Origin of the sequence: Vibrio chagasii (assembly GCF_024347355.1) — a bacterium.
GTDB classification, from domain to species: Bacteria; Pseudomonadota; Gammaproteobacteria; order Enterobacterales; family Vibrionaceae; genus Vibrio; species Vibrio chagasii.
This window is the reverse complement of record NZ_AP025465.1, coordinates 1,326,636-1,353,444: the sequence shown is the minus strand read 5'-3', so window position 1 is coordinate 1,353,444 and position 26,809 is coordinate 1,326,636. Positions and strand designations below refer to the sequence as shown.

At 44.1% G+C, this 26,809-nt stretch carries 23 protein-coding genes; 7 read left to right on the top strand and 16 right to left on the bottom strand.

What is annotated here, in order from left to right; translation table 11 throughout:
- Positions 1-77: 77 nt before the first annotated feature.
- The 4 genes from OCV52_RS06260 to OCV52_RS06245 all read right to left on the bottom strand — a co-directional run bounded on the left by OCV52_RS06260 (position 78) and on the right by OCV52_RS06245 (position 2,561).
- On the bottom strand, positions 78-515 hold the full coding sequence (locus tag OCV52_RS06260; protein ID WP_061031608.1) for a hypothetical protein: 438 nt from the start codon (positions 513-515) through the stop codon (positions 78-80).
- Positions 505-1,443, bottom strand: coding sequence for a winged helix-turn-helix domain-containing protein (locus OCV52_RS06255; RefSeq protein ID WP_137407507.1), 939 nt, complete (start codon positions 1,441-1,443; stop codon positions 505-507). Before OCV52_RS06255 ends, OCV52_RS06260 begins: the two co-directional genes overlap by 11 nt.
- Positions 1,444-1,508: 65 nt before the next feature.
- Positions 1,509-2,189 carry a hypothetical protein gene (locus tag OCV52_RS06250; protein ID WP_137407508.1) on the bottom strand — a complete coding sequence of 227 codons (681 nt, stop codon included), beginning with the start codon at positions 2,187-2,189 and terminating at the stop codon, positions 1,509-1,511.
- Between the two features lie 15 nt (positions 2,190-2,204).
- Positions 2,205-2,561 (bottom strand): antibiotic biosynthesis monooxygenase family protein, encoded by a 357-nt coding sequence (locus tag OCV52_RS06245; RefSeq protein ID WP_137407509.1) that lies wholly within the window; start codon positions 2,559-2,561, stop codon positions 2,205-2,207.
- 469 nt (positions 2,562-3,030) lie between these two features.
- On the opposite strand from OCV52_RS06245, the gene OCV52_RS06240 reads away from it, so the two are divergent.
- Positions 3,031-3,555, top strand: a complete 525-nt coding sequence (locus OCV52_RS06240; protein WP_137407510.1) for a hypothetical protein — start codon at positions 3,031-3,033, stop codon at positions 3,553-3,555.
- Positions 3,556-3,557: 2 nt separating this feature from the next.
- Complete coding sequence (locus tag OCV52_RS06235; protein WP_137407543.1) at positions 3,558-5,249, top strand: LruC domain-containing protein; 1,692 nt, start codon at positions 3,558-3,560, stop codon at positions 5,247-5,249.
- A 145-nt stretch (positions 5,250-5,394) separates the two neighbouring features.
- Here OCV52_RS06235 and OCV52_RS06230 read toward each other — a convergent pair whose 3' ends face one another.
- Both OCV52_RS06230 and OCV52_RS06225 read right to left on the bottom strand, forming a co-directional pair.
- Positions 5,395-5,925, bottom strand: coding sequence for a 3'-5' exonuclease (locus OCV52_RS06230; protein WP_061031613.1), 531 nt, complete (start codon positions 5,923-5,925; stop codon positions 5,395-5,397).
- Positions 5,926-6,012: 87 nt separating this feature from the next.
- The gene (locus OCV52_RS06225) at positions 6,013-7,551 is read right to left on the bottom strand and encodes a sensor domain-containing diguanylate cyclase (protein WP_137407511.1); all 1,539 of its coding nucleotides are present in this window, start codon (positions 7,549-7,551) and stop codon (positions 6,013-6,015) included.
- Positions 7,552-7,900: 349 nt separating this feature from the next.
- Between OCV52_RS06225 and OCV52_RS06220 the strand changes: the two genes are divergently transcribed.
- The 3 genes from OCV52_RS06220 to OCV52_RS06210 all read left to right on the top strand — a co-directional run bounded on the left by OCV52_RS06220 (position 7,901) and on the right by OCV52_RS06210 (position 13,467).
- Positions 7,901-8,533, top strand: a complete 633-nt coding sequence (locus tag OCV52_RS06220; RefSeq protein ID WP_137407512.1) for a DUF2760 domain-containing protein — start codon at positions 7,901-7,903, stop codon at positions 8,531-8,533.
- Entirely contained in the window at positions 8,533-10,461 is a 1,929-nt protein-coding gene (locus tag OCV52_RS06215; protein WP_137407513.1) for an Hsp70 family protein, read from the top strand. Before OCV52_RS06220 ends, OCV52_RS06215 begins: the two co-directional genes overlap by 1 nt.
- A gap of 153 nt (positions 10,462-10,614) precedes the next feature.
- Entirely contained in the window at positions 10,615-13,467 is a 2,853-nt protein-coding gene (locus OCV52_RS06210; protein WP_137407514.1) for an Hsp70 family protein, read from the top strand.
- Positions 13,468-13,624: 157 nt separating this feature from the next.
- Here OCV52_RS06210 and OCV52_RS06205 read toward each other — a convergent pair whose 3' ends face one another.
- Positions 13,625-13,840: a hypothetical protein gene (locus tag OCV52_RS06205; RefSeq protein WP_008222272.1), complete on the bottom strand. Its 216-nt coding sequence runs from the start codon at positions 13,838-13,840 to the stop codon at positions 13,625-13,627.
- Positions 13,841-14,172: 332 nt separating this feature from the next.
- Between OCV52_RS06205 and OCV52_RS06200 the strand changes: the two genes are divergently transcribed.
- The gene (locus OCV52_RS06200; protein ID WP_137407515.1) at positions 14,173-15,171 is read left to right on the top strand and encodes a sensor domain-containing diguanylate cyclase; all 999 of its coding nucleotides are present in this window, start codon (positions 14,173-14,175) and stop codon (positions 15,169-15,171) included.
- A 50-nt stretch (positions 15,172-15,221) separates the two neighbouring features.
- On the opposite strand, the gene OCV52_RS06195 is transcribed toward OCV52_RS06200, so the two are convergent.
- The 7 genes from OCV52_RS06195 to OCV52_RS06165 form a co-directional block, all read right to left on the bottom strand.
- Entirely contained in the window at positions 15,222-15,695 is a 474-nt protein-coding gene (locus OCV52_RS06195) for a DUF2947 domain-containing protein (RefSeq protein ID WP_004741544.1), read from the bottom strand.
- A 138-nt stretch (positions 15,696-15,833) separates the two neighbouring features.
- Positions 15,834-16,421 (bottom strand): ribosomal protein S5-alanine N-acetyltransferase, encoded by a 588-nt coding sequence (gene rimJ / locus OCV52_RS06190; protein WP_137407516.1) that lies wholly within the window; start codon positions 16,419-16,421, stop codon positions 15,834-15,836.
- 18 nt (positions 16,422-16,439) lie between these two features.
- Positions 16,440-17,984, bottom strand: a complete 1,545-nt coding sequence (gene tyrR / locus OCV52_RS06185) for a transcriptional regulator TyrR (protein ID WP_137407517.1) — start codon at positions 17,982-17,984, stop codon at positions 16,440-16,442.
- 144 nt (positions 17,985-18,128) lie between these two features.
- The gene (locus OCV52_RS06180; protein ID WP_137407518.1) at positions 18,129-19,202 is read right to left on the bottom strand and encodes a YcjF family protein; all 1,074 of its coding nucleotides are present in this window, start codon (positions 19,200-19,202) and stop codon (positions 18,129-18,131) included.
- 15 nt (positions 19,203-19,217) lie between these two features.
- Positions 19,218-20,591 carry a YcjX family GTP-binding protein gene (locus OCV52_RS06175; protein WP_137407519.1) on the bottom strand — a complete coding sequence of 458 codons (1,374 nt, stop codon included), beginning with the start codon at positions 20,589-20,591 and terminating at the stop codon, positions 19,218-19,220.
- Positions 20,592-20,800: 209 nt separating this feature from the next.
- Complete coding sequence (locus OCV52_RS06170; protein WP_137407520.1) at positions 20,801-20,986, bottom strand: hypothetical protein; 186 nt, start codon at positions 20,984-20,986, stop codon at positions 20,801-20,803.
- 164 nt (positions 20,987-21,150) lie between these two features.
- Positions 21,151-22,668, bottom strand: a complete 1,518-nt coding sequence (locus OCV52_RS06165) for a fumarate hydratase (protein ID WP_004741550.1) — start codon at positions 22,666-22,668, stop codon at positions 21,151-21,153.
- A gap of 254 nt (positions 22,669-22,922) precedes the next feature.
- Between OCV52_RS06165 and pabB the strand changes: the two genes are divergently transcribed.
- Positions 22,923-24,305 (top strand): aminodeoxychorismate synthase component I, encoded by a 1,383-nt coding sequence (gene pabB, locus OCV52_RS06160; RefSeq protein WP_137407521.1) that lies wholly within the window; start codon positions 22,923-22,925, stop codon positions 24,303-24,305.
- An 81-nt stretch (positions 24,306-24,386) separates the two neighbouring features.
- On the opposite strand, the gene OCV52_RS06155 is transcribed toward pabB, so the two are convergent.
- Positions 24,387-26,105, bottom strand: coding sequence for an ATP-binding protein (locus OCV52_RS06155; RefSeq protein ID WP_137407522.1), 1,719 nt, complete (start codon positions 26,103-26,105; stop codon positions 24,387-24,389).
- A 1-nt stretch (position 26,106) separates the two neighbouring features.
- On the bottom strand, positions 26,107-26,649 hold the full coding sequence (locus OCV52_RS06150) for a heme NO-binding domain-containing protein (RefSeq protein WP_137407523.1): 543 nt from the start codon (positions 26,647-26,649) through the stop codon (positions 26,107-26,109).
- Positions 26,650-26,809 lie beyond the last annotated feature (160 nt).

Below are 26,809 nucleotides of genomic sequence, written 5' to 3'. Positions count from 1 at the left end.
CGCTGCTCTAGATTATTAGTAACACCCCATTCCAACCAACCAGATCTCACTAATCACCTCAGTGTGCTGCATCACAATCAACGCATTGCCTTCCCATAAAGAATGCCATTGAGCTCTAAGATCGTACCGTCTTTCGTAATGTACGCACCTCGCTGATCGGATATCAAAACACTACGCTTGTTATCATGGTGCTTGATAAACAGATTTTTAACGTTGAAGGTTTGATTCCCGTGGGCTTGGTGCTGTTCAAGCTGATAGAAATAGTAGTGATTCCCCCAACGCAAAAACACACCAAACAACTGTTTGGTTTGCACGACTCGTCCGTTTCGGTCGTAGCCAACATAGCGCATTTTTGAGCGTCCGTTTTTTAGCTCAAGGGTCAAAACCTCCCGGCCATAATTATCGTACTGGCTTTCAAACTGATACGAACCTTTGGTCGCTACTCCGGAGACCAAGCCAAACGCTAAGATCACAAATACCGTTACAACAATCGGCAGCCAAAAGTTACGCTTCATCTGCAGTTCCTTCTACCTTTTCAGCCTCTTTCTGACCTTGTGAGCAGCGCCTAGATTTGAAATCTGCGCTAATGTCGTGCCAACCACTTTCGTCTAACACCACCACTTGCATGCCACCACACTCTATACCCATACGGTGGAGATAGATCGCCTCTACGCCAGGCTTAGCAAGTGAGGTTAAGTCTTCCACCAACTCTGGTTCTAACTCGACATTGTCGTGGTATACATCGACACCCTTGATGGAAGCTCTTTCCATAAACAACCCAAGATAAGACAGGATAATGACTATAAACAGACTTACCGCGAGTCCGCTAACAAGCGGCATAAACTTAGAAGATGCATGCTTGCCTTGTGCTTGAGTATTCTCTGATAGCCCGTGAGTGTCAGCTGATTCATTTAAATCAGAAGCTGATTTTGACTCCAACACAGTGAATTCCGAGCGAGTAGAATCCTCCTTGTCTCCCAAACTGGCAGATTTCGATATGTCTTTGTCTTGTTCGGCAAAGTGTTCTGATGCTGCTGATTTTTCTGATCCTATAAAGCCTTCAGATACGACACTGCTATCAGATGCGACAAAGCTATCAGGCGCAACAAAGCTATCAGGTACGGTACTATTCTCAGGAGCAACAAAGCAATAGCCTTCCTTTTGTACCGTAATCACTTTGCAGTCGGACCCTACTTCTTTGAGAGCAGTGCGAACATTTTTGATTGCGACATTCAGAGAGCTATTAGTAACAATGCGCCCCGGCCAACAATGCGTTAAAAGGAATTCACGACCTAAAGTTTGTGAGCAGTTGTCCATTAAATGCTTTAAAAGCAGACACTCTGATGGCGACAATGTCACGACTTTATTCAATGACGGGTTAATCAATGTACGGTCATCAAGTTCAATAACCAAATCATACTCTTGTAATTTATTATTATTCATAAGGTGAGCTAACACTGTTAATAATCTCACCTTAGAATAACATGGGAATTTACATTATTTCAGAATCACAGGGATAATTTAAAGCCCAATTCACTGACATTGACGCTAGCGAAGCCTAATTTAACCGCGTTAAGTTCATTAGCAATATCAAGAGCATGTTGCTCACCCTTTGCCAATACCGCAATAGAATATATTGGTCGAATCATCGCTGTCTGATTTGGCTTCGGCTCGGCAATAGATTGATTTTTTATATAAGCCGAAGTAATCACGCCTTGAGTGCTCCAATCGACCACCTTTTGTAAATCAACACTAATAATTTTATCTACCAGCATTTGATCTTCAGGCTCTTTCCAAGTCAACTCAATCGCATAGTTTTTATAAGCAACTTGAGTATCTAGCCATTTACTTCCGATGTCTCTTACTTCTGTTATTTCAGCTAGCTCTTTAAATTGAAAAGGAAGATTTCCAATAACACGTCTTACTTCCTCTTCACTATCGGCTTCCATTACAAATTTAATTATTGGAAACTGATTTTCGCCAATAAAGCTTTCAGAAACAAACATATCGTGAATTAAGCCAGCATCAATTAAGTTAGCAAATGCCTTCTTCTGTTGAGGCATCACATCAAATACAGCTTGAGCATCTTTTGTTTTCCAAGCAACCGATACGCCATAGGCAGCTGAATAGCTATTAACCGAGAACAGAAAGCTAAAAATAACTAAAAACAGTCGTGGTACATATTTCATTCAGGACACTCTCTATTAATTTCGGATGACTTCGTAAAGGTTAGGGTTTGCAGTAACGCCTTCAAGATTAAGAGCAGGTAGCTCCTCTCTCATTACAGAGATAGCATCTATGAAGTGTTTTTGGCTTTCCCAGTTTGCGACGTTTACGTAAAGGTAAGTGGCGTCTGTACTTAACGCTCGATGTAATGTAGTAGAGATATAACCGGGTTGTTGGACTAGCACGTCCCTAGCACTTTCCCAATACGCTAAAGTCGCGGCTTCATGGGCTGGCTCGACTGAAAAAGTGTTTATCAATACAACTGGGTTTGCCGAAACCAACGCACTGACGCTTATCGCCCCCAGTGCCAATCCATACTTAATAATGTGCTTCATCCTATTCTCCTTGTTTTGGGTGAGCTAACGCTATCATCTAGCCCTACCCAATCAAGGCTGCAACCTGCGATTTAATATTAATTAAAAAGCTAAATTTCAAACCAATATTATTCACTCATTAAATAAGCGATGTAGCCATTCACTATTGATAAGCCACTCGCTGAAATTAGGTTTTTTGGATAACCATTCTCTACCTTTCGACACATAAGACGCAATTCAAGTCAGTCCCAGAGCTAACTACCCGACATTTAAAGTAATTTCCGAGGCCAACTCTCAAAATGGGCAGCTCCCTTGCCTAACCCTTTCGCTATATGGTGCTATTCGGTCAAATTGATTCTCTTTTTAAAAATGAGGTAGCTTTCTGACTAGATACATCTAGCATTCAAAAAAAACACTTTAAATCAGTTACTTAAACATGGCACGTGACTTGCTAATTCAATATACCACTCATTAAATAAGGATATTAAAAATGAAAGCATTAACTCCTTTGATATTAACGATGTCATTAAGTGCTGTGATAACTGGTTGTGGCGGCGGAGGTGGCGACGGTGGCAGCACCAGTGGTGGGAGCTCTTCATCAAGTGAGGAACCAGAACCGGAAATTGCAACGGTAATTGAACCTATAGCTACAGTTAATTTATTCAGCGATATAGTGGTGCCGGGTAACTTTGACTGGAGTAGTAGCAAAACCCTGACAATAACCGTTGATATTACCAGTAGTTTTTCACTGAGGGATGGTAAACAAAGATGCATTCGAGGCTCACACATCATAGACTTATATAACACATCAGATCCTAAAAATCCCGTCCATTATTACACTGGACTCTCAGATAGACACGGCCACTTAACTGATGTATTTACGTTTCCAGCACATTGGAAAAGTTTAAACATAATCGCTAATGTTAATGGCCAAAAGTGTACGTCAACATACACCTTAGATGAAATAGAGACAGTACTGATAGTTTCTTGCGGCATTGTTTTGGAGGAGGATTGAAAGTGAATAATACATATACATCCATTATCTTACTCGGAACGATTACTTGGAGTGCTTTCTCTAACCAGGTTTTTTGTGCCGCGTCCAAAAACTCTTCGACCATCAACGCTGACGGGACTATCACTATCACACAAGAGATTGATAATAACAGTACTCCTCCACATTATAGCGTACCTGCAAGCAATCGATATGGCTTCGGTAGATACAGCAGACATGACCAAGACTATTCATGGCTACACGACATTTCAGTACCTACTGGAGCACAATTCACAGCTGCAACACTGACGATCTACGCTTATGATGTCGATTCGGAAGCACATCATGGTGAAAACGGCGAGTATGATAGCATTTCGGTAGACGGCACCACGCTCACCCCAGGCTTTTTACAGGGCACAAATAGAAAGTGGTCAACCACAGTATTTGACTTACCCGTTACCTCACTCGATGATGGGCTCGTAGAAGTCGACTTAGATATTGATGTTAACAGAGACGGTTGGCTTACCACACTCTCTTACAGCCAGGTAAGCATCACCTATAAAGTAATAGATAACAGCCCACCATTTACGCCTAACCTTAATTGGAGTAACAGCGTTGGTAATGATGACAATCTAATAGTGACTGTGACGGGGCCTACCCCACATGACCCGGACTCAGACTCTGTCACCTACCATTACCGATGGTTCGTCGATGTTGGCCAAGGTTTTTATGTAGATGATGAATTCGTTGGTAAAAGTAACAATAGCGGTGCCATACTGACTTCGAGCCAAACGGCTGATGGTGAACTTTGGAAGGTTCAAGTCACGGCCATCGACTCCAACGATTTGATCAGTGGTATCGCTGAAATATCTTGGCCAGAAATTGGCGATACTGATGGGGACGGCATACCGGACGAAAATGATTATGCTCCGAATGATCCAACGATTGCCTTTTACAGACGGACGCCTACTGACGGATGGTATACTTTAAGCTTTGAAGACCTATGGCCTTATGAAGGCGATTATGATCTCAATGATTTCGTTACTTACTACGCTTTGGGAATATATACGAATGCAAACAACAGAGTCACTCGTTTTGATTATGAAGGAGAAGCCGTTGCTCGAGGGGCTACACAAGAAAACAGTTTTGCCATTTCTTTACTTGGTCTAGATGAATCAGATGTGAGCTCGTTGACTAAAACTTATAACGGTTCAACAGATAATTTGTCACCTGAAATGGGGCATGATGGAGAATTAGTATTTACGGTCATTGAAAACATTACCAACATGTTGCCGAGTAACGCAGAGTACAACTTCTACAATACACAATCAGGAGATAATAGAGATGTCGTTCCATACAGCATTTCATTGATCATTAATGGTTCTACTAGGAATATTAATGACGAGAATTTCAATCCATTTATCTACAAGTCAGACCATCGTAGCCAAGAGATTCACTTGATGAACTACCCGAATACTGATCTAGCAGATACCGATCTTTTTGGAGTCGGTGCTGACGATTCAAGTGTAGATTACTATGAATATTATCAGACAAGTAACGGGTTGCCATGGGCTTTAGATATACCAATGTCTTGGTCCCACCCCCTTGAAAGAATTGACACCACTGACGCTTATCCTGACATAATAGAATGGGCACAGTCTGGCGGGGCAAAAAACAACACCTGGTTCTTATCACCTGAACTCAATAAAGTGTGGTAGTTACAATTTAAGTAAAGAACAACTAACCTTATAGTAATAAATAAAAAAACCTCTATTTGCCCAACGGATAAATAGAGGTTTTTGTCGCTTATTCTTCAGATGTTCTACTTAATCGCGGTTCAACCTACAATATAAAGGGCAGTTACTAAAGCATCGTCAGAGCAAGCTTTGCCAAGTTATAAGCATCAACATAACCAGAATGCTGGCGACCTTCCCACTCGATGTCTTTTGCTTCTTGAGCCGCTCGATGGCCGATGCGTTTGTCTTTCAAGCGGTTCTGCACGCGATAAAGCGTCGCAATGTTGATGAACTCGCTAAATGGTGGCTCGATGCCTTTCTCTTGACACTCTTTGTGTAAAATCAGGTCATCGCGTCCCCACGCAGCATAGATCTTGTTAGGACCACCGAAGTTCTTGATCATCGATTTGATGACTGACTCTAGCGGACGACCCTGCTTTTCGATTTTGCGTGGAGTAATGCCGGTTAGCTCGGCACAGAACTGAGAGACTTCGTCTTTTTCTGGCTTAACGTAGTATTGCGCTCGTTTCACGATGGTTCCAGATGCTAGATCAATCTCAGCAAGACCCACTTCAATGATCTCGCCTGTTGTTCCTACACCATTTTCGCTCCAACAGCACATTTCCAAATCGAAACACACCACTCGATTGTGATTCATACGTCGCCTAATTCTCTCGTAAAAAATTTTGTGAAATTGTACATGAGCCCAATACAGAACTCGACCCCAGTTGCATCAAGTGCTCACTTAGCCTGCAATTGTGCCTCGATTTCGGCCATTTGACTTACTTTGATAAAGCATATTGTCTGTTTTTTGCAGCAATTCTTCTGTATCTTCACTGGTATGAATCGCGGCACCAATACTCAATGTGCAGCTTAACTGTTGCCCTTTATGCTCACAATGAGAGTGGCTTACTGTATTTAGTATGCATTGTAAGTAGCGGTCTAGCGCTTCATGATTTGAGATGCTCGAAATAATACAGAATTCATCTCCGCCCAAACGGAAAAGGTTATCCCCTTCTTTCAGGTTTACCGAAATCAACTTGATGACATGCACAAGCAAAGCATCACCAGCAGGGTGACCAAACTTGTCATTGATGCTTTTAAACTTATCGACATCAAACCCAATCAAGCTAAATGACTCACTTCGCTTAACCGCCCTATCAAACATCTTATTGAAAGCTCGTCGGTTATAGATTTCAGTTAGGCTATCGTGGTTCGCAAGGAATCGGAGCTCTTCTGTTCTTTTATCTAACATGCGGTACAGGCGCTCTTTCTCTCTGATTTGCATATTCACGATGTACGCTAACAACAGTGAGATGGTTGTTCCGACGAGCGCGATACCAATTAGTACAAGGTAGCCATAAAATGAGATACAAGAGTCTATCTTGTAATCGATCTTCCAATTTCGGTTGGTCAATTCGATAGTCTTAGTTATATGGTGACCTGTTACGCCCGCATAACCTTGAGTTTCAAATAGAATTGGGGAGTCTTCAGCTTCAAACCCGGTATCCGTAACGCGAATGTACACGTCCATATCACCGACAGTTGATGCCAGCAGGTTTTCAAAGTAATAAGTGGTACGAACCACGCCAATCACAACGCCAAGTAGGTTATCACTTTCGCCTTCAAACACAGGGTGATAAACCAGCATGCCTGTCTTAGGCGTATCTTGAGTTAGACCATCTTGAATCAGACGTACTTTGTCCGAGATATTCGCTTGGCGCGTCTGTTTAATATTTTCAACAATACGCTTAAATCGCTCGCGTGCAGAGTAGAATCCAATCACTCTGTCATTCGCTTCAGTATTCGGGTAAATATCGGTAGCAATAAAAGCAGGCCCACCATCTAACTGATAACCATAGGTTTTGGGTTCATGTTTAGGGATGGTGAACAGTCGGTAAGATGGGTACTTTGCTTCCATTTTCGCGGTATGTTCGGCAATCTCATCTGCCGCAACTTTCTGCATCCACTGCAAGCCAATCAAGCTCTTTGAACCGTTAATGGTTTGCTGTGCGAATCGATCGAACTTGTCCCAATTTTCAGGATCATTCGAATAGAAGAAGTTTGCACCCGAACCTATGTAGGCCACATCATTGTCGATAAACGCTTCCAAGCTCAGTGTTTGGTGTTTAGCAAAACTGTCCAAATTCATGTTTAAAGCATGATTTTGGTTAAGTGCGACGAGTATAAAACACAACACTGTTATCAAAAAACTGACCGAAAATACGACCAGTGGGAGCGTCCGTCTCTTCAACCCTGTTAGTGGGTCGGTAGTGTGTGGCATAAAGGTTCCAATTAGGCTCAATGAGCTAAAAGTATATAACGGAAGGGAATGATGCTCCATTTAAGTTTTCGTCCTAAAAATGACATAAATCGTGCACAGTTTACTTCGCCCTTACATCGCAGGTTAAAAATCGACCAAATCTCGACTAAATTTCAAGCTAACACACTCAAAAACCACTTGTTTGAAAACATAAATTACCACTCTTAAGCCTTGAATATGCTAGTATCCATTCATATTTATAGCTTGAAAGCGACCATTTTGGTTTTGTGCCAAGGCGTTTCTTTCCAACCTGTATATTCCATGAAACCGACGAATATACCGTTAAATCAATTTAAAGAGAAAAATCACTATGATCGTTGATTTGAACCTAATCCCACAGACGTTTGATATGCTTCACGCAGGCCTTACTGCATCAAGCGTTTTACTACTGCTAATTGCCGTTTCTCGTAAAACCAAAGTGGTTGAGAAAGTCGTAGAAAAACCAGTAGAAAAGATCGTTGAAGTTGAAAAGCCAGTTGAAAAGATTGTCGAAGTAGAAAAAGTTGTTGAAGTAGAGAAAGTCATCGAAAAAGTAGTAGAAGTTGAATCTAAGCTGGCAACAGCACCAACAGATTCTGCAATGCAATTGCTGTCTATCATGCAGCAAGAAGCGCGTCTAATCGACTTCCTAAAAGAAGACCTGACTTCGTTCTCTGACGAAGAAGTTGGCGCAGCTGCACGTGTTATTCACACGGGCGGTCAAAAAGTACTAGCAGACTACGTAACGCTTGCTCATATCCGCAGCGAAGATGAAGAGACTCGCATCACAGTAGCTGAAGGTTTCAACCCTCAAGAAATCCGCCTAATAGGCAACGTAACAGGTAACGCACCATTCAACGGTACACTTGTTCACAAAGGCTGGAAAGCAACTGACATGAACCTACCTAAGCTTGCTGAAAACTACGATGCATCTGTAATTGCACCGGCAGAGGTAGAGCTATAATGGAACACCAAGAACATTCACAAGAACAGCAAGCACCTAAATTCAGCGTTGGTATCGATTTAGGTACTACACACTGCGTTTTGTCTTACATCGACACAACGAATGAAGATGCACGTGTTGAGGTAATGCCAATTCCTCAGCTTACTGCTCCTGGTACAGTAGAAACTCGCAGCCAACTTGGCTCGTTCCTATACCAACCGCACGAGCACGAAATGAACGAAGCATCACGTGTTCTACCTTGGTCTTCTGAGCCAAAAGCACTGGTTGGTGCGATTGCTCGTAACCTTGGTTCTAAAACCCCTATCCGTTTGGTCGCTAGTGCGAAATCTTGGCTATGCCACGGTGGTGTAAACCGTCGTGATGCTTTCCTACCTGCAGGTAGCCCAGAAGAAGTAGAAAAAGTATCTCCGCTTAAGACAACTGAGCTTTATCTTGAGCATCTTAAAGACGCTTGGAACCACGCGAACCCAGAACACAAACTGGCAGACCAAGACGTAACGATCACGGTTCCTGCTTCGTTTGACCCTGCCGCTCGTGATTTAACAGCTGAAGCTGCACGTAATGTTGGTTTCACTCATCTAACGCTTTTAGAAGAGCCTCAAGCAGCGCTTTATAGCTGGATCGATAACAGCAACGACAAGTGGCGTGACGAAGTAGACGTTGGCGACATCGTATTGGTTGTGGATATCGGTGGTGGTACTACCGACCTTTCTTTAGTTGAAGTGACTCAAGACGATGGCAACCTGAGCCTGAACCGTATCGCTGTAGGTGAACACATCCTACTTGGCGGCGACAACATGGACTTAGCTCTGGCTTACCGCTTGAAGATGAAGCTAGCACAAGAAGGCAAAGAACTGGCACCTTGGCAAGTTCAAGCGATGACACACGCATGTCGTGACGCAAAAGAAGCGCTACTGAACGATGCAGAGCTTCAAGCTGTGCCAATCGTGGTTCCTAGCCGTGGCTCTAAGCTACTTGGCGCGACGCTAAAAACAGAACTGACTCAGCAAGAAGTACAACAAACATTGGTTGATGGCTTCTTCCCTAAAGTTGCTGTGACTGATCACCCGGTACAAAAAACGCGTGGTGCACTGACTCAAATGGGTCTGCCTTACGCACAAGATGCAGGTATCACTCGTCACATTGCCGCATTCCTTTCTAAGCAAGCGAACGCGCTTTCTGGAAATGGTGAAACGGCTCAGCAAGATTTCAATCCGTTTGCAAATATGCCGGGCATGCCAGGTGCTGAAGCGCCTGCTGCTGACTTCATCAAACCAACAGCAATCCTGTTCAACGGTGGTGTTCTAAAATCTAACCTACTTGCTGATCGTCTTTCAGACACAATCAACGAGTGGTTGATCAATGCTGACGCTGAATTTGCTAAACAACTTTCAGGCCTAGACCTAGACCTTGCGGTTGCAAGTGGTGCTTCTTACTACGGCGCGGTACGTCGTGGTCAAGGCGTTCGTATCCGTGGTGGTATCGCTTCTGCTTACTACGTAGGTATTGAAAGCGCGATGCCTGCAATCCCAGGTATGGCTCCTCCAATGGAGGCGCTATGTGTTGCTCCATTTGGTATGGAAGAAGGCTCAAGCGTTCAAGTACCTAGCCAAGAATTTGGCCTAGTGATTGGTCAGCCAGTTCACTTCCAGTTCTTCGGTTCAACAACTCGCCGTGAAGATCAAGCTGGTACTCATCTTGATCACTGGGTGCCAGAAGAGCTCGATGAGCTTCCTGAAATCCAAGTAACACTGCCAGTTTCTGAAGGCCGTCGCGAAGGTGAAGTAGTTCCGGTTACTTTGGCTTCTCGCGTTACTGAGCTTGGTACTTTATACCTAGAAGCGATTGCCACTGATAATGGTCAGAAATGGCACGTTGAGTTCGACGTTCGTGAAGATTCGAACAACGACTCAAACGACGAAGCATAATGAATCAACGGCACCTTAGCGGGTGCCGTTATTTTATCAATACCGCTCCCAATTCAGTCCTACCTGTTTCTCAGGAACGACGTATACGAATAACAACAATAAGACCAAAACTATCAATACACTGGTCATCACTCTGGAAGAATAAGGTTTTGTATGGCAACTCCTCGTTTTTTAGTCGGCATTGACTTAGGTACAACCAACACTGTGGTTGCCTACTGTGAAATTAACGACGACCTACAACACGCTCCCATTTCCCTTTTCGAAATCGATCAGCTTATCGGCCCTGGTGAAGTGGTTCGTAAGCCTCTACTCCCATCGTTTCGTTACCACCCTGCACAAGGTCAAATCTCCCCTTCAGACCTAACTATGCCGTGGGAACCAAACCCAGTTGAAGGCGATATCAAGAATGTTATCGTCGGTGAGTGGGCGCGTGAATTAGGCGCGAAGGTTGAAGGTCGACAAGTATCGAGTGCGAAGAGTTGGTTATCGCACCAAGCGGTGGATCGTAGCTCAGACATTCTCCCTTGGGCCGGCGCAGCAGATGTCGATAAAGTATCGCCAGTTGTCGCGAGTGCGAGCTACCTAAATCACATTCGCCAAGCATGGAACTACCGTAACCCAAGCAACAAACTTGAAGACCAAGATGTTGTTGTAACGGTTCCTGCATCATTCGATGAGACAGCTCGTAAGCTGACACTTGAAGCCGCAGAACTTGCAGGCTTAGGTAAGATTCTATTGCTCGAAGAGCCTCAAGCGGTTTGTTACGACTGGTATGCGCGCCACCAGCAAACGGCGGCGGATGAGCTTCAACAGATCCCATTGATCTTAGTGTGTGATGTCGGCGGTGGTACTACCGACTTAAGCTTAATTGAAGCCCAGTTCAATGGGGATAGCGATGCAGATAATGCTGGTCATAACCAACTAGCACTCGACCGTATCGGCGTTGGCGAACACTTAATGCTGGGTGGTGATAACCTAGATTTAGCCCTCGCTCACCTAGCCGAACAGCGCTTCAATCAAAATAAGAAGCTGAATGCCTCTAGCCTCACCAAGCTGATTCAGCAAACTCGAGCAGCAAAGGAGAGCCTGCTTTCTGCTGATGCGCCTGACGATGTAAAGATCACCATGCTCGGTAGCGGTTCGAAGCTATTAGGTGGCACTAAGAGTATTGGCTTAACCAAGCAAGAAGTTCATCAAATCGCACTCGAAGGTTTCTTCCCACTCTCTGAGTTTACCGAAACGCCAGACAAGCGTCGCAGCGCGGTGGTTGAATTCGGCCTACCTTACGTTGCTGACCCTGCGGTAAGTAAACACGTTGCAGAGTTTCTGACAACGCATCAGCAAGTGTCTAAAGCGGCGCTACAAAATTCAGATGCGGTTCAATTCGATGACACCAAACCGGCTATTCCTGTCGGTGTGCTGCTTAACGGTGGTGTCTTCAACAGTGAACTTGTAACAGAGCGTATTACTCAGCTTCTAGGTAACTGGAACGGCGCTCCAATCACAGTATTAGATAACCCTCACCCAGATTGGTCTGTTGCCCTTGGTGCGGTTGCGTTTGGTAAGGCACGCCGTGGTGCCCAACTTAAAATCGGTGGCGGTGCTGCTCGCTCTTATTTCTTACATCTACAAGAAAAGAACAAGATGGGTAAAGCGTTGTGTCTACTTGCTAAAGGTACCGAAGAAGGCCAAGAAATCCGTTTGAACAGTCGTCGTTTCTCTTTGACGCTGGGCGAACCGGTTCGTTTTAACCTACTGACTTCAACACACGATCAAATCGCTCACGATACTGCCATCCAAAACGGTGTAATGGTCGATGTTGATCCTGACCTATTCTCCCCTCTTCCACCTTACATCTCGACGCTGGAAGGCTCAGGTACAGCAGAGCTTCAAGCTAACCAAAAAGAGCGTGTTGAAGTGCTGCTCGCTTGTCAGTTAACCGAAGTCGGCACACTGAAAATGGAGTGCGTGAGTACTGAAGATGACTCGAAACGTTGGTTGTTAGAATTTGAAGTCAGAAACAAGCAAGGTGAAGAATCCGATAACTCTAAACTTCATCCAAGATTGGATGAGTGTAAAGAGCTGATTTCTCGCCTCTACAGCGGCAATAAGAAGAGTGCAGAATCGAAAGAGATCAAGACTCTGTCTAAAGATCTTGAGAAACGACTCGGTAAACGCGATGAGTGGGATTTCACCACCCTCCGTCATCTATTCGATAGCTTCTCGTTAGGTCGTAAACGTCGTCGTCGCTCAGAGGCACACGAGAAGAACTGGCTGCGTTTAGCGGGTTACTCGCTGCGCCCTGGCTTTGGTGATCCAACGGACTCATGGCGTATCGAGCAAATTTGGGGCCTTTATCAACAAAACATCCAGTTTAAGAATCACCAAGGTTGGACGGACTGGTGGGTCTTCTGGCGTCGTGTTGCCGGTGGTTTAAACCAAGAGCAGCAAGAGACAATCTTGGCCGACATTGCTAAGTACCTTCACCCAGGTGCAATGAAAAACCCTAAGAGTGCTAAAGATGCCCAAGACAATGGTTATGAAGCCATGGTTAGATTGGCGGCATCCCTTGAGCAACTCGAAGTGGAAGACAAAGTGCTTCTTGCGTCTTGGTTCCTAAGCAAAGCGATCAATCACAACCAGTTTGAACAAGCGCATTGGTGGGCACTAGGTCGATTAGCTTCAAGAACTCCGTTATATGGCAGCCAGCACAGCATGATTCCTAGAGAGCAAGCAGAGCAGTGGTTACCAAAATTACTTGAGCAGAACTGGCAGAAAGAGCAGATGATTGCCTTTGCTGCTGTGATGATTTGTCGCAAGACTGGCGACCGACAGTTCGATATCTCTGACGATTACCGTAATCAAGTAATTGAGAAGCTAAAGCAGAGCAAGGTTCCAGAGTCTTGGTTAACGCTGGTTAGTGAAGTAACTGAGCTGTCCGAGAGCGAATCTAAGCGTGTGTTTGGTGATGCTTTACCAAGCGGCTTAAGCCTAATCAACAGCTAGGGCTGAATGCAGATATCGCTTCTAAGCAGCTAGAAAAGAAAAAGCCACTTTCGATACATTGAAAGTGGCTTTTTTATTGGTGGCTAAAGGCTGGTGTGTGTCGTTGGTACTTAGCTTCCGGGTTAAGAGCCTCAGCCGTGTTACAGTTAATCATTGTTTAATGTTTCGTTCCGTTTGGGTTGATAGTAAAGTCTGTATTCTCATAGATGTCAGACAGTTTTTTAGGTTTCTTTTCTTTAGCTCCTTTATTTGGCTGGTTATGAGTTTCGCTCAAAAGCCATTCCTCATGCATTTTTGCTGAATCCAAGAATTCTGGATCCTCCATTGCTTCCTTGCGAAGTTTATTTACACGTTCGAGAGTATCCCAAATCATAATACTTCACCTCCACTAAGGCTACACTTCCCAATATAGGACTCTCCCCTATTGATTCAATACTTTCCGGTTAAACCATAGTGAAATTGTGATTTACATATCGAAAACCGCCTTATAAGCACATTATTTAAACAAATAGAGTTCACTTATTTTTATTAAGAAATAAATATGGTCGTAGCGTTTTTTTTATAGTTTTTATAAACACGCCACCTATGGGCTATGCCTTTGTCTTATTAAAAATACAAACGGAAGGAAATATATTATTTCAGATTGCAAAGGAAGAAGTTTGACATTAGAGCCAACGGTATGACATTCCAAAAAGGTGATCATTCATGCCATTTACCAATATCTACCAATCCAGCTCTAAATATGCCATCAATGATCTAGTGAAAGAAATGGACCTCTCTTTATGGAAAAGCCTGCTCAATAACATAGCAGAAGTGCTTAATGCTCCCGCTGTTGGGCTTATTCTTACGTCTGAAGTTGGATTCCAAAACATTGCGATGTCTTCTTCACCAGGAGTTAAAGCGAACCCTGGCAAAATCATCCCCAGAGACATCAATTTGTACTGCAAGACCGTGATGGAAACCAGAGCAATGCTTTATGTAAAAAATGCGTCTGGTAAAGAGGAATGGAGCGACAATCCCGAGCTCACGCAGATGGGCTACGTCTCTTACCTAGGCTTGCCGATCTTACAATCGGACGACAGCATGTTTGCAACACTTTGTGCGCTAGATACTAAAGAGACCTCTTATAAACCAATACAGATAAATTTAATGGAGAGCATTCGCGCGCTATTAGAAAGAGAAGTACATACTGCGGAACGAGTACGCAAATTGAAGTATACGTCTAATCACGACGAATTGACTCAAGTATTTAATCGTAGAGCGATATTAAGCGAGTCACCCAAATTCATCGATAGCACTATAGAAAATGGCGTGAGTATTGGAACTGTTTATTTTGATATCGACGGACTTAAGTATGTTAATGATAACTTCGGACATAATATTGTCGACCAATATATAAAGTCCTTCTCTCATTCACTTCAACGTAACACTCGTAAGGATGATATTTGTGGAAGACTTGGAGGAGATGAGTTTCTCTTATTGTGTAGAGACATCACCGAAGACTCCCTAAATAAGATAATAAGCCGAGTTCAATCCGACTTTAACAAACATTCCCAAAAACTAGGTATAGATTGCCACGCAACTTTTAGCCATGGTTCACTTATTTACTCGTCAAATATTCCACCTATCGAAGAGTTAATTCGACTAACGGATGAGCAAATGTACGAAAACAAAATAAGTAAACGTTACGCCCAACTAAAATAAAAAAAGCGAGCACTATGCTCGCTTTTCTACCACTTAAAATTCGTTTCAGCTTATGCTCGGTTACCGATTTTCACCGTACCATTAGTCGCAAACCAAAGCGCTTCAGAGCGACGACGACCTAATAGAATTGGACCATCATCGTAGAACAAAAAGTTCTTCCAATGCTTCTTAAAAACGGCCCATTTGGTTTCAAGAACATTATACTTTTCATAACAAAAATAAACAGTTACGTCATCTTGCCAATCAATAAAGTTAAGGATCTCTTCTGGCATTTCCGGCTCATCGGCTTCCCAATGTGCCATCCAGCTGATCTCTTCTTTCCAGTTCGATGCTTTGCTCGGCCAGTCTTGCGAGCTTAGTCGCTCAGCGTCTGGGCTTTGAGGGCTCACGTTCTCTTTCCAAAACTGAGACGCTCTTGCCTGTGTCATTGGCTTAATCTTTTCCAAATCCTCAGCCGGAAGTGGCATCGACTGGTGAGTAAAAATCCATTTTCTTTGGTATTCATCCAAAGTTGTGTATGACATCAAAATTCCTCTAATATCTTCTCAGGCCGATGGTTCAACCATGGCTCTATGTTCTTTTAATAAAGGCAGCAACGCTACATCGCTTAATATTCGCTGCCTTTTTTAATCGCTGCTCGTTTGTGAGCTTATAGACTGTGTCTAGATGTTGCGTCTATCTTCCCAGTTAGGATTGACGAGCGCTGTCAGTATGTGGTCTTCCCATTTACCGTTAATTTGTAGGTAATCTTTAGCAAAACCTTCACGTACAAAGCCGAGATGCTCCAGTACGCCCGCACTTCGTTCATTGTGAGGCATATAACCCGCCATTAGGCGATGCATGTTCTGCACGTCAAACATGTAGTCTTTCGCCATACTAAGACCTCTGCGCATGTAACCATGGCCCTGAGCTTGCTCTGCGAGTGAATAGCCTACGTTACATGCATAGAACGGGAAACGAGACAAATTACTGAACGAGATAGTCCCTAACATTTCGTTAGTATCGGCATTAATCAATAAACAGTAGTAGCCGAGCCCCATTTTATGAAGCTCGTTTAGCTTAATTAGGCGCTGTGCCCAGCCTGATCTCGCAAAAAATGCATCTTCACGAATCGGTTCCCAAGGTTTGAGATACTCTCGATTCACCTGAAAGTACTCACTGATCATCGTCGCATCGTCTATCTCAGCGGTACGTAGAATCAGATTTCCATCTCGCTTGTAAATGCGTTCTGGTGTGCTCAAATCTTCCATAATTTTGGTCTTATTCGATCAGTTCTTTCTGATACCGTAATCACGAAGCTTATTCGCAATAGAGGTATGAGACACGTTCAAACGCTTAGCTAACTTACGACTTGATGGGAATGACTGGTAAAGCTTCTCCAAGATCTGAGACTCATAGTCTTTCATGATCTCATCCAGAGAACCATCTAAGCTCAAGTTCGCCATGCCTGTTGTCATGGTTTCTAACTGAGGCAAGTGGAACTGCTCAACCGATAGCGTGTCTGAATCGAGCTCAGTAAGCGCACGTAATACCATGTTGTCTAACTGACGAATGTTACCCGGCCATTGGTAATTACCAAGTTGGTCGATTAACTCTTGAGTAAGCTTAGGCTTTAACATACCAAGCTGCTGCGCGTATTTAGCTACGAACAGTTCCAGTAATGGTGCTACGTCGTTAGAACGTTCACGCAATGCTGGAATAGAGAGAGTCAGTACATTCAAGCGGTAGAACAAGTCTTCACGGAACGAGCCTGAATCAGCAAGTTCAGAAAGGCGGTGGCGCGTTGACGCAATAATACGAACATCAGCATGCATCTCTTCCTCTTCACCCACACGACGGAATGAACCATCTTGTAGGAAGCGAAGCAGTTTGATTTGTAGATGCGGGCTCATTTCGCCAATCTCATCTAAAAATACGGTACCGCCATTGGCTTGTTCGAAAATGCCTTTATGACCTTGTTCATGGTTAAATGAACCTGGGGCGTGACCAAACAGCTCGGTTTCTGCTACGTCATCAGGCATCGATGCACAGCTCAGAATCAAGAATGGGAAAGACGAGCGGTTTGAGCGGTTATGACACGCTTTCGCCAACATCTCTTTACCTGTACCTGTATCACCTTCAATCAGCAGAGGCTGATCTAGCATCGCCAGTTTTTTTGCTTGGCTGATTAACGCTTTATGGCGATTAGAGACACCAACAAAATGCTCAAAGCCTAAGTTGTTCTGTTCAGGAATCGCATCGGGCGTATTCATCTCTTGGTTGCAAGAACGAATCGTCATCACCGCGCTCGCCAGCACAGGCTCGTTGACGTCACCACCCAGATAGATAGGTAGGATTTCAATAGAGAAGTCTAAACCCTCCAACACAACAACTTCACGGTGGCGTGTCACTTCACCTTCGATCCAACGACCAAAGTTAAAGCTAGGTACGAAGGATGCGAGTGGCTCGCCAATGACTTCGTCTTCTTGCTTGCCAAATAGGTTGAGTGCAGCGTGGTTTGCCATATCGACTGAACCTTTGAGGTCAATCGCAATCACGGGATCAGGTAGGTTAGCCAGCAAAGCGATCAGCTCAGTGTTGTGCCTTTCGCTTGGCATGAATTGTATTTTTCGTACATCCTTTACACCTGAAATTCGACGAATTTCAGCCATAAGTTCACTAAAAGCATCAAAATCAATATCAGGGCAGTTCAGGTAAATAATGCCTTTAACATCGATTTCGATTCCTCGTAAATCAATGCTTTTTGAGGCCAAGATATCGAGCAACTCACGCGTTAAGCCGAGTCGGTCTTCACACAATACTTCAAGACGCACAAATAGTCCTATTATAGGTGTCAGGATAAGTTGACAGTAGTGTGAATTAAGGTCTGAGTTCAGTCAAGAAGAAGAGTAAACATATGTTTACTCTTCGCTCGCAAACCACTCAATGTCATACATTTTGTTTCAAAGACGTACGTTTTATTTAAGGGTAATACGCTTTATTTCAGAAAGGACGGCTTTGCGCATGTCGGCCAGTTTTACTTTGCGTTCATTGTGCCAAGGCATAGGGCGAAGCAGTGTCATGGCCTTTAGACCCAATCGAGCAGTCAGGATACCAACACCCAAGCCCTGCCCAGCTCTCGCTGAGACTTTACCAGCCAGATCCATGGAAACTAAGTCCATGCTTGCATCAATCGCGAGTTCACTTGCGCCGGCAGCTGCCATGTTGATTAACACCAACTTGAACAGTTTGATGCGAGACCAGTAGCCAAGTTCAATGCCATACACATCAGCTAACTTGTCGATCATGGTGAAATTACGCCACGCCACTAGCAGCATGTCTGCCGCTGCTAATGGGCTCACCGCCACCAAAGCCGCCGATTCAGTCGAGAACTTAGTCACGATTTGAGTTGCCACTTTATCTTGCTGTGCAACAACCAACGCATCGTACATATCCAACACTTCGGCATCACTGTGTGCTGGGTTGATGCTGTTTCTCCACTTATCGAACGCCGGAGACTCAGCAATAATGCCGCCCTGCTTGGCGATGTTTTCACAGAATGCTTTGCCTTTGCCGACACTTTGACTTAGTAGTAGCTCTTCACTCTGCTCTTGAACACTGAAGTGATCTTTCAATGAGCGTAGCTTCCACAGCTCTTTGCCGATTGCGCCTAAGCCCAATGAAGCGATTGCCGCAATGAAACCTGCCCAACCGAGCGCGAGCCAATCTGCTGATTGAATCGCAGTGATGACAGAATCAATCGCCTGCCAGCCCACTAAGCCCGCGAAAGCAACCATTAAGCCAGAGCCCAACCACTTTCTCTTTTTACTTGGACGAATGATCTGTTCTAGTTGTTGCTCGGATTCTCCATCTAGCTCGCTCTCAACCTGTGGTGCAACGGGTACAAATTTCTCTTGTTCCGTAAACAACTGCTGGGCACCTAATTCTGGGGTCGCTTCATCCATGCCTTGTTTACCAAAAGCATAATCATTGTCATCAAAAGAGGTCTTCAGCGGCTCATTAAAGACCTGCTTTGTTTTTAATTCACTCATCTTTTATTGCCTCAATTACTTCAACTTATCGCCAATGAGATACTCTAAAACCTTATCAATTCTTAGGTGTTGGCAAGGTTCATCAGAATGTTGCTCCATTGGCCTAAAGCTCGTGAAATCAAACTGGTTGGTTTCCCAATACTGCTTGTTCGGCAGCTTGCGTGGCACCTCACCCGGATACATAGTCTGAGGAACGTTATCCAAAGTAACACCTTGCAGCGCTGGCACATTGTCCGAGCCCGACGAGATATAACCTGCGCTGGTCGCTTGAATAGATGCGATGCTCATGCAGCTCATATCAATATGCTCAAACGCCGCCTGTTGCCACGCTGGGTGTACCATCTGTTGCAGCAGTGACACCAAGTTTGGGTGCTGATCTGGTGTTACATGGTCTGCCTTAGTCGCTGCAAACAGGATCTTGTCGATCTTCGGAGCAAACAAACGTCTCAGGATATTGCTTCGACCATATTTAAAGCTCTTCAATAACTGTTCAAGTGCACCACGCATATCCATGAAAGAGTCGTAACCTGCATTGAGTGGCTGCAAGCAATCCACCAGCACAATTTGTCTGTCGAAGGTTGAGAAATGATTCTTGTAGAACGCTTTAACAACCTTCTGTTGGTACTCTTCATAGCGAGCTTTCAGCACCGCATAGTTACTTGTTTTCGAGAATTTACCTTGTGGTGCTACGCATGGGAAAAACTGCAACACAGGCGCGCCTTCAAGCTCACCTGGTAATACAAATCGCCCCGGTTGCACCCAATGTAGTCCATTGCTCTTACAAGTATGAAGATACTGAGTGTAGCTATCGGCAATGGTGACCAGCTTCTTCTCATCAGCTTCAGCCAACAAGTCAACGTCGCCAAGCATTGCGCTCCACTCTTGCGAGTAAGTTTCTCGGTCACCTTTTAATGCGGCAAACTGAGATTGGCTCCACGTTTCAAAATCCATATCCAATAATGGTAAATCAAGTAACCATTCACCCGGATAGTCAACAATGTCGAGATAAAGGGTACTGTTTTTACTCAGTAACTTCTTCGCGCCTTTTGCCGGCTTGTATTTGATGGCCAAGCGAATTTCACTGACATCGCGCGTCGGTACTGGCCATTCAGGTGGCTGACCATTTAATGATTCCATCGCTTCGTCATAAGAGAAGCGCGGAATCATCATGTTGTGTTGTGGGATGCGCTTTGCACCAATAATTCTTCCGTCTCTCGCTGAAGCAAGAAGCGGTAAATTCTTATGAGTAGAGGTATGAAGAAGTTGGTTAACCAACGAGGTAATGAATGCTGTTTTACCTGCACGAGACAGACCCGTGACCGCTACTCTAATGTGAGAATCCGTTCCTCTGCTTATAAAGTCACTCATTTCTTGAGTTAGGTGTTTCATTTGAACGACTCCGTGATATTTAGGCAAGCTGGTTATGATGATAGAGAGGCAAGCCTATGTTCTTTCCCTATTGGGATAGTTTGTATGCTGTTGCTTGTTCTTTTACTAATAGTAGTGAGTATGCAATATCCATTCTTAATGCTAGATGAATAAAAGCCCCTGACTACATTCATAATCAGGGGCTTTAAAATTTTTTAATGAATAGCAGACTAATCGTCTTCTATGAGTTTGTAGATAACAAACAGTGCTATCTCAACAATCAACCACAATACACATGTAATGGTTACGTATTTTTCGTTAAAGATGCTGATTCCGTGCAAGATCAAATCGTAACCAATGAAACTACCAATCACCACTGCCAAGATAATTTGTAGGATCTGAATAAAACGAGGCATTCCTCTCTCCTATGTTCTTATATCAAACGATGTGTTTATCACTATATCATTGATAATAAGACAAAAGTGCAGATAATGCTGCACTTTTGTCTTTAACTTTCTGTCAAAACTTACAATTCAAACGCTAGAGTCAGCATCAATTACGACTTTTTGACTTCGGTTGATTAAGCTTTTTCAGCTTCGGCAATTTTCACTTTCCATGTGTCAGGGCCGATCTGGTGAGCGTTTGCGCCTGTTGAATCAACCGCAACTGTTACTGGCATGTCTTCAACTTCAAACTCGTAAATCGCTTCCATACCAAGATCTTCAAACGCCACAACACGTGCTTTCTTGATTGCTTTTGCAACTAGGTAAGCCGCGCCACCTACAGCCATCAAGTAAACCGCTTTGTGCTCTTTGATTGATTCAACCGTAGCAGGGCCACGTTCCGCCTTACCGATCATACCCATGATGCCTGTTTCGTTTAGCATCATGTCAGTGAATTTATCCATACGTGTTGACGTTGTTGGACCCGCAGGACCTACCGCTTCGTCGCCGACTGCATCCACAGGGCCTACGTAGTAGATAAACTTACCTTTAAAATCGACGCCTTCAGGTAAACCCTCACCGCTTTCAAGCATACCTTGAATACGCTTATGCGCTGCATCACGGCCCGTTAAAATTTTGCCTGATAGAAGAACCGTTTCACCCGTCTTCCACTCTTGAACGTCTTCTTTGGTTACTTCATCAAGGTTCACGCGACGTGTATTTGCACCCGCTTCCCAAGTGATGTCTGGCCACTCTTCTAGTTTAGGTGGCGTTAGCTCTGCTGGGCCGCTGCCGTCTAGTGTGAAGTGAACGTGACGTGTTGCTGCACAGTTCGGAATTAGGCAAACAGGCTTAGACGCTGCGTGTGTTGGTGCTGTTTTGATCTTCACATCAACAACGGTAGTTAGACCACCAAGACCTTGTGCACCAATACCTAGTTTGTTTACGCGGTTGAAGATGTCTAAACGAAGCTCTTCTTCTGCGTTCTCAGGACCTTTCTCGATAAGCTCTTGGATATCGATGTGTTCCATCAAAGACTCTTTCGCCAGTACCGCCGCTTTCTCAGCAGTACCGCCGATGCCTATACCTAGCATACCCGGTGGACACCAACCTGCACCCATCGTTGGTAGCGTCTTCTCTACCCATTCTGCGATGTCATCAGAAGGGTTTAGCATAACCATCTTAGTTTTGTTCTCAGAACCGCCGCCTTTCGCCGCGATTTGAATTTCAACCTTGTTGCCAGGAACCATATTAATGTGAACAACCGCAGGAGTGTTGTCTTTAGTATTAATACGCTTACCTGCAGGGTCCATTAGGACAGATGCACGCAGTGGGTTATCTGGGTTGTTGTAAGCTTGACGAACGCCTTCATCAACCATTTGTTGTACTGTTAGATCCGTTTCCCACTTCACATCCATACCGATGTTCACGAAACAAGTAACGATACCTGTATCCTGACAGATAGGACGGTGACCTTCCGCAGACATACGTGAGTTAATCAGAATCTGAGCGATCGCATCTTTAGCTGCTTGGCTCTCTTCTTTCTCGTACGCTTTTTCTAGGGCTTGGACAAAGTCTAAAGGGTGATAATAAGAAATGTACTGAAGTGCGTCAGCGACACTGCTGATCACATCTTGCTTACGAATAACCGTCATTGCATGCCTCTTTATTGTTCTAGTTCCATGTGGGTTCACTATTTAACGAATAACGCTAAATGAGATCAGTAGGTTTAGCTTTTTATAATGTTGAGCTGTATTTAGTTGCTTTAGCAATCGCTTGCATAGCTTTAAACTAAACCACTTGGATTACACCGTTCTAATCAAGAACCCATTTTATTTTCAATTTATGATACTCTTGCTTCCTCTCACAAGCCATGCAGTGATCGAACTCTTTGTCACAAATTAAACAAATGAATAACAACGAATTTCGCGCTATCCAAATCAAGCCGCTTGAATATCAACCAACTTTAGCTAAACAGCTGTTTTCTCATATCGAAAACCTGCCGTGGGCAATGCTATTACGCTCTGCTTCAGAAAGCCACGTTGATAGTCGATACGACATTTTAGTTGCTCAACCCATCGCCACCTTCGAAACAATTGGTGCAAAAACCGCCATTAATGTTAAAGAGACGTGTAAGGTTTCAGATTCCGATCCTTTCGAACTGCTAAACTACTATCAGCAGCAATTGTTACCGGCCACGAATGAGCACTCTGAGTTGCCGTTCATCGGTGGCGCCTTAGGCTACTTTAGCTACGATTTAGGTCGACGAGTGGAAACACTTCCTGCTACCTCAACGCGTGATATTGATGCACCAGATATGGCGGTGGGTCTTTATGAATGGGCGATTGTGGTTGACCACAAGTTAAAGACAGCTTGTGTGGTTGGGCAAAACATCGAAGCTCACTGGGATTGGTTATCTCAACAACAAGCTCAACCTCAAGCAGAGCAATTTAGCCTGACGACACCGTGGCAATCGAACATGAGCGAGCAGAGCTACGCAGAGAAGTTTGATAGCGTTCAAGAATACCTACTGTCTGGCGACTGCTATCAAATCAACTTGGCTCAGCGCTTCAATGCAAAATACCAAGGCAGCGAATGGTTGGCCTACGAAAAACTAGAACAGTATAACTCTGCTCCGTTTTCTGGTTTTATCCGTTTGGCGAACAGTGCCATTATTAGTGTCTCACCAGAACGCTTCCTAGAGCTAAAAGATAACGTTATTGAAACGAAACCGATCAAAGGCACTCGCCCTCGTTCGGATGACCATGTGATTGATGACTCGAATGCACAAGACCTAGCGAGCGCAGATAAAGATCAGGCTGAGAACCTGATGATTGTAGATTTACTTCGTAACGATATCGGGCGAGTGGCAAAGCCAGGAACGGTTCATGTCCCTAAATTGTTCGATATTGAAAGCTTCCCTGCTGTGCATCACTTAGTGAGTACAATAAGGGCCGACCTTGATTATCAATACTCAGCGACAGATCTACTGAGGGCTTGCTTCCCCGGTGGTTCTATTACTGGTGCACCTAAAGTTCGTGCAATGCAGATCATCGAAGAACTGGAGCCACATAGACGATCTGCTTATTGTGGAAGCATTGGCTACATTAGCCGAAACGGCAGGATGGACACCAGCATTACCATCCGTACTTTAGTGGCGGAGAACAATACGCTTTACGCTTGGGCTGGCGGAGGTGTGGTATTCGATAGTGATTGTGCGTCTGAATACCAAGAGACGCTAGATAAGCTAAGCCGTATCCTACCCGTGCTTGAAGAGTGCTGGGCTAACTAAACGCTAAAAGTATAAGAAAGCCGAAGTCATCTAAATGATCACTTCGGCTTTTTAGTCTCTCAAATAATATATGGATACTAATCAGGCGGCATTGGACGGAGTCATGCCCCACTTCTTGAGCATATCTTTAAGGTCGTTGGCAGTGTATGGCTTACTCAGAATGTCATCCATACCACACTGAATGCAGCGTTCACGCTCTTCTAAGGTCGTTCCCGCAGTCAATGCAACAATAGATCTTTCATAGCCTTTCGCTCTGAGTTTCTCTGTTGCTTCAAAACCATCCATCACTGGCATACGGCAATCCATAAATACAATGTCATACTCATTATGAGACGCCAATTCCAGCCCCTCAATACCATTACTGGCAATGGCTGGCTCTATCTCATGTTTACGTAACATCTGTTGGATGATGATCTGGTTCATCTTAATATCATCAACCACCAACACTTTAAGTAATGACAGTTCGACCTCAGTTTCAAAGCCTTTCGATACTTGGTCGCTTTCTGTTGGCATATCGACCACTTGAAGCGGAACCGAAATAGTAAAGGTGGTGCCAGTACCTACAACACTGCTCACCCCAATGTCGCCACTCATCAACGCCACTAACTTACGGCAAATCGCTAAACCAAGGCCTGTACCTTCATAATTTCGGCTACTCGAATTATCCGCCTGTGTAAAAGGTTCGAAGAGTGTTTTGTGGGCGGATTTAGCAATCCCAACCCCAGTATCTTCCACAGAGAAAACGAAATGCTCGTTGTCCCATTCAATATCAACGTTCACATGCCCCTCTTCGGTAAACTTAATCGCATTACCGATGAGGTTTACAAAGAGCTGAGTAATGCGCTCTAAATCGCCTTTGAAGTGAGATGGAACATTTGGTGCCACGCTGATATTAAATTCAAGCTGCTTCTCTTTGGCTCGATTCGTAAAGATGCTTTCAATGGTGTTTCTTAAATCAAGCAGTGCAAACTTCTTTGGAATCAGCTCCAACATACCCGCATTGATTTTGCTGTAGTCCAATAAGTCATTGATGATGGTCCTTAAAAACTCACCTGATTGACTTAGGTTATTCACAATTTCACGTTGGGAACTGTTGAGCTCGGTATCACTGATTAATTCAGCACTTCCCAATAAACCGTTGAGCGGCGTTCTTAGCTCATGGTTAATCATCGCCACAAAATCGCGTGTCGCCCGTTCAGATTCCTCTGCTCGCTTACGAGACTCAATATTTCGATTGATAGCTAATTGGTGAGTAATGGCACTGCAGATAAGATCTGTCACCAATAAGAGTTGGCTCTCGATAAAATCGACATCTTGTTCAGATAGGTTGACCTTTACGATCAATGCTCCAACGATAACCTTCTCAATTTCAAGCGGTACAGTGAGTAGATCACCTTCCCATTGTGCTTCTCCGATTTTTGGGTCGAAGTCACCAACCGATGCATCACCATAATCGCAGGTTTGAAGTTGTGGGAGCAGCTTCGATGGCAATATTAAGCGGCTAGCTTCAATAAGGTAACTGTTTGTCACGTTTGTGGTCAGTTGAGACAGCATCACATCATCTAAGTCGCTTCGAAGAAACGCGCGACCAAAATCTATCAATAGATTATCAATTTGCTCTTGAAAGTCGATACGACGAATGTTCGCATTGGAACGTTTTTCCAACTGCCGCAGGGCAAGCTCCAGCTGTTGGTTGGCTTCGAACAATTCAAGACTTTTTTGCTCCAACAGAGCTTCAGCCACTTTGCGGGCGGCTATTTGGCGCTTTAGTTTGTTCTCTAGCGCGGTTACCAAACTCATATTACTTGTCTACTTTGAGATTAAACCTAACCACACTTTGGTCATCATTTTGAGGTGTCATGTCAACTACAATCGATTCGCCATGGTGCTCGGCACAACCCTCGATTAGCCCTAAACAAACATGAGACATGCATCGTGCGCTTTTATAATCGAAAACAAGCTGGGCTTCTGTTGTCGTGATAAAGCTAAACTCCGGTGGCTCAGCGTCTGGGTAGAGCTTTTTCACTTCAACGTGAATGTAACGCTCAACGTGCTGAATAAATTGGAACGTCGTGTTGCTGTTTTTGAGACTCGCTTTATTTGGAATTGAAGCCAATAGATTCTTGAACACCGATTGGCCAAACACTCGTTGCAAGCTGGCGGCATCAATATCCGTTTTTTTACTTAGGTTAATGATGAGCTTCACTAGATCTTTATGGTCATAACTACCAACCGCTGTGTAGATCCCCTCATCTTCCGACATTTCTAGCACTTCTTCCAAAAGCTCTAAACCGAACTTATCTTCAACAAGCTCTAAAAATTCGGTGAATATGATTCCTTTCATCTCATACCTTTTGATCTATTTCTTTTTAGAATGAGTCACTAAGTTGTTGTTATCAAATTCTTAATCAAAAAAAGTACGTTTTCTTGGTTAATTTTATGACCTCGCCCAAGTTGACTCTCCCATATGCTCATATTGAATATAGCAAAAACCGAGAAACAGT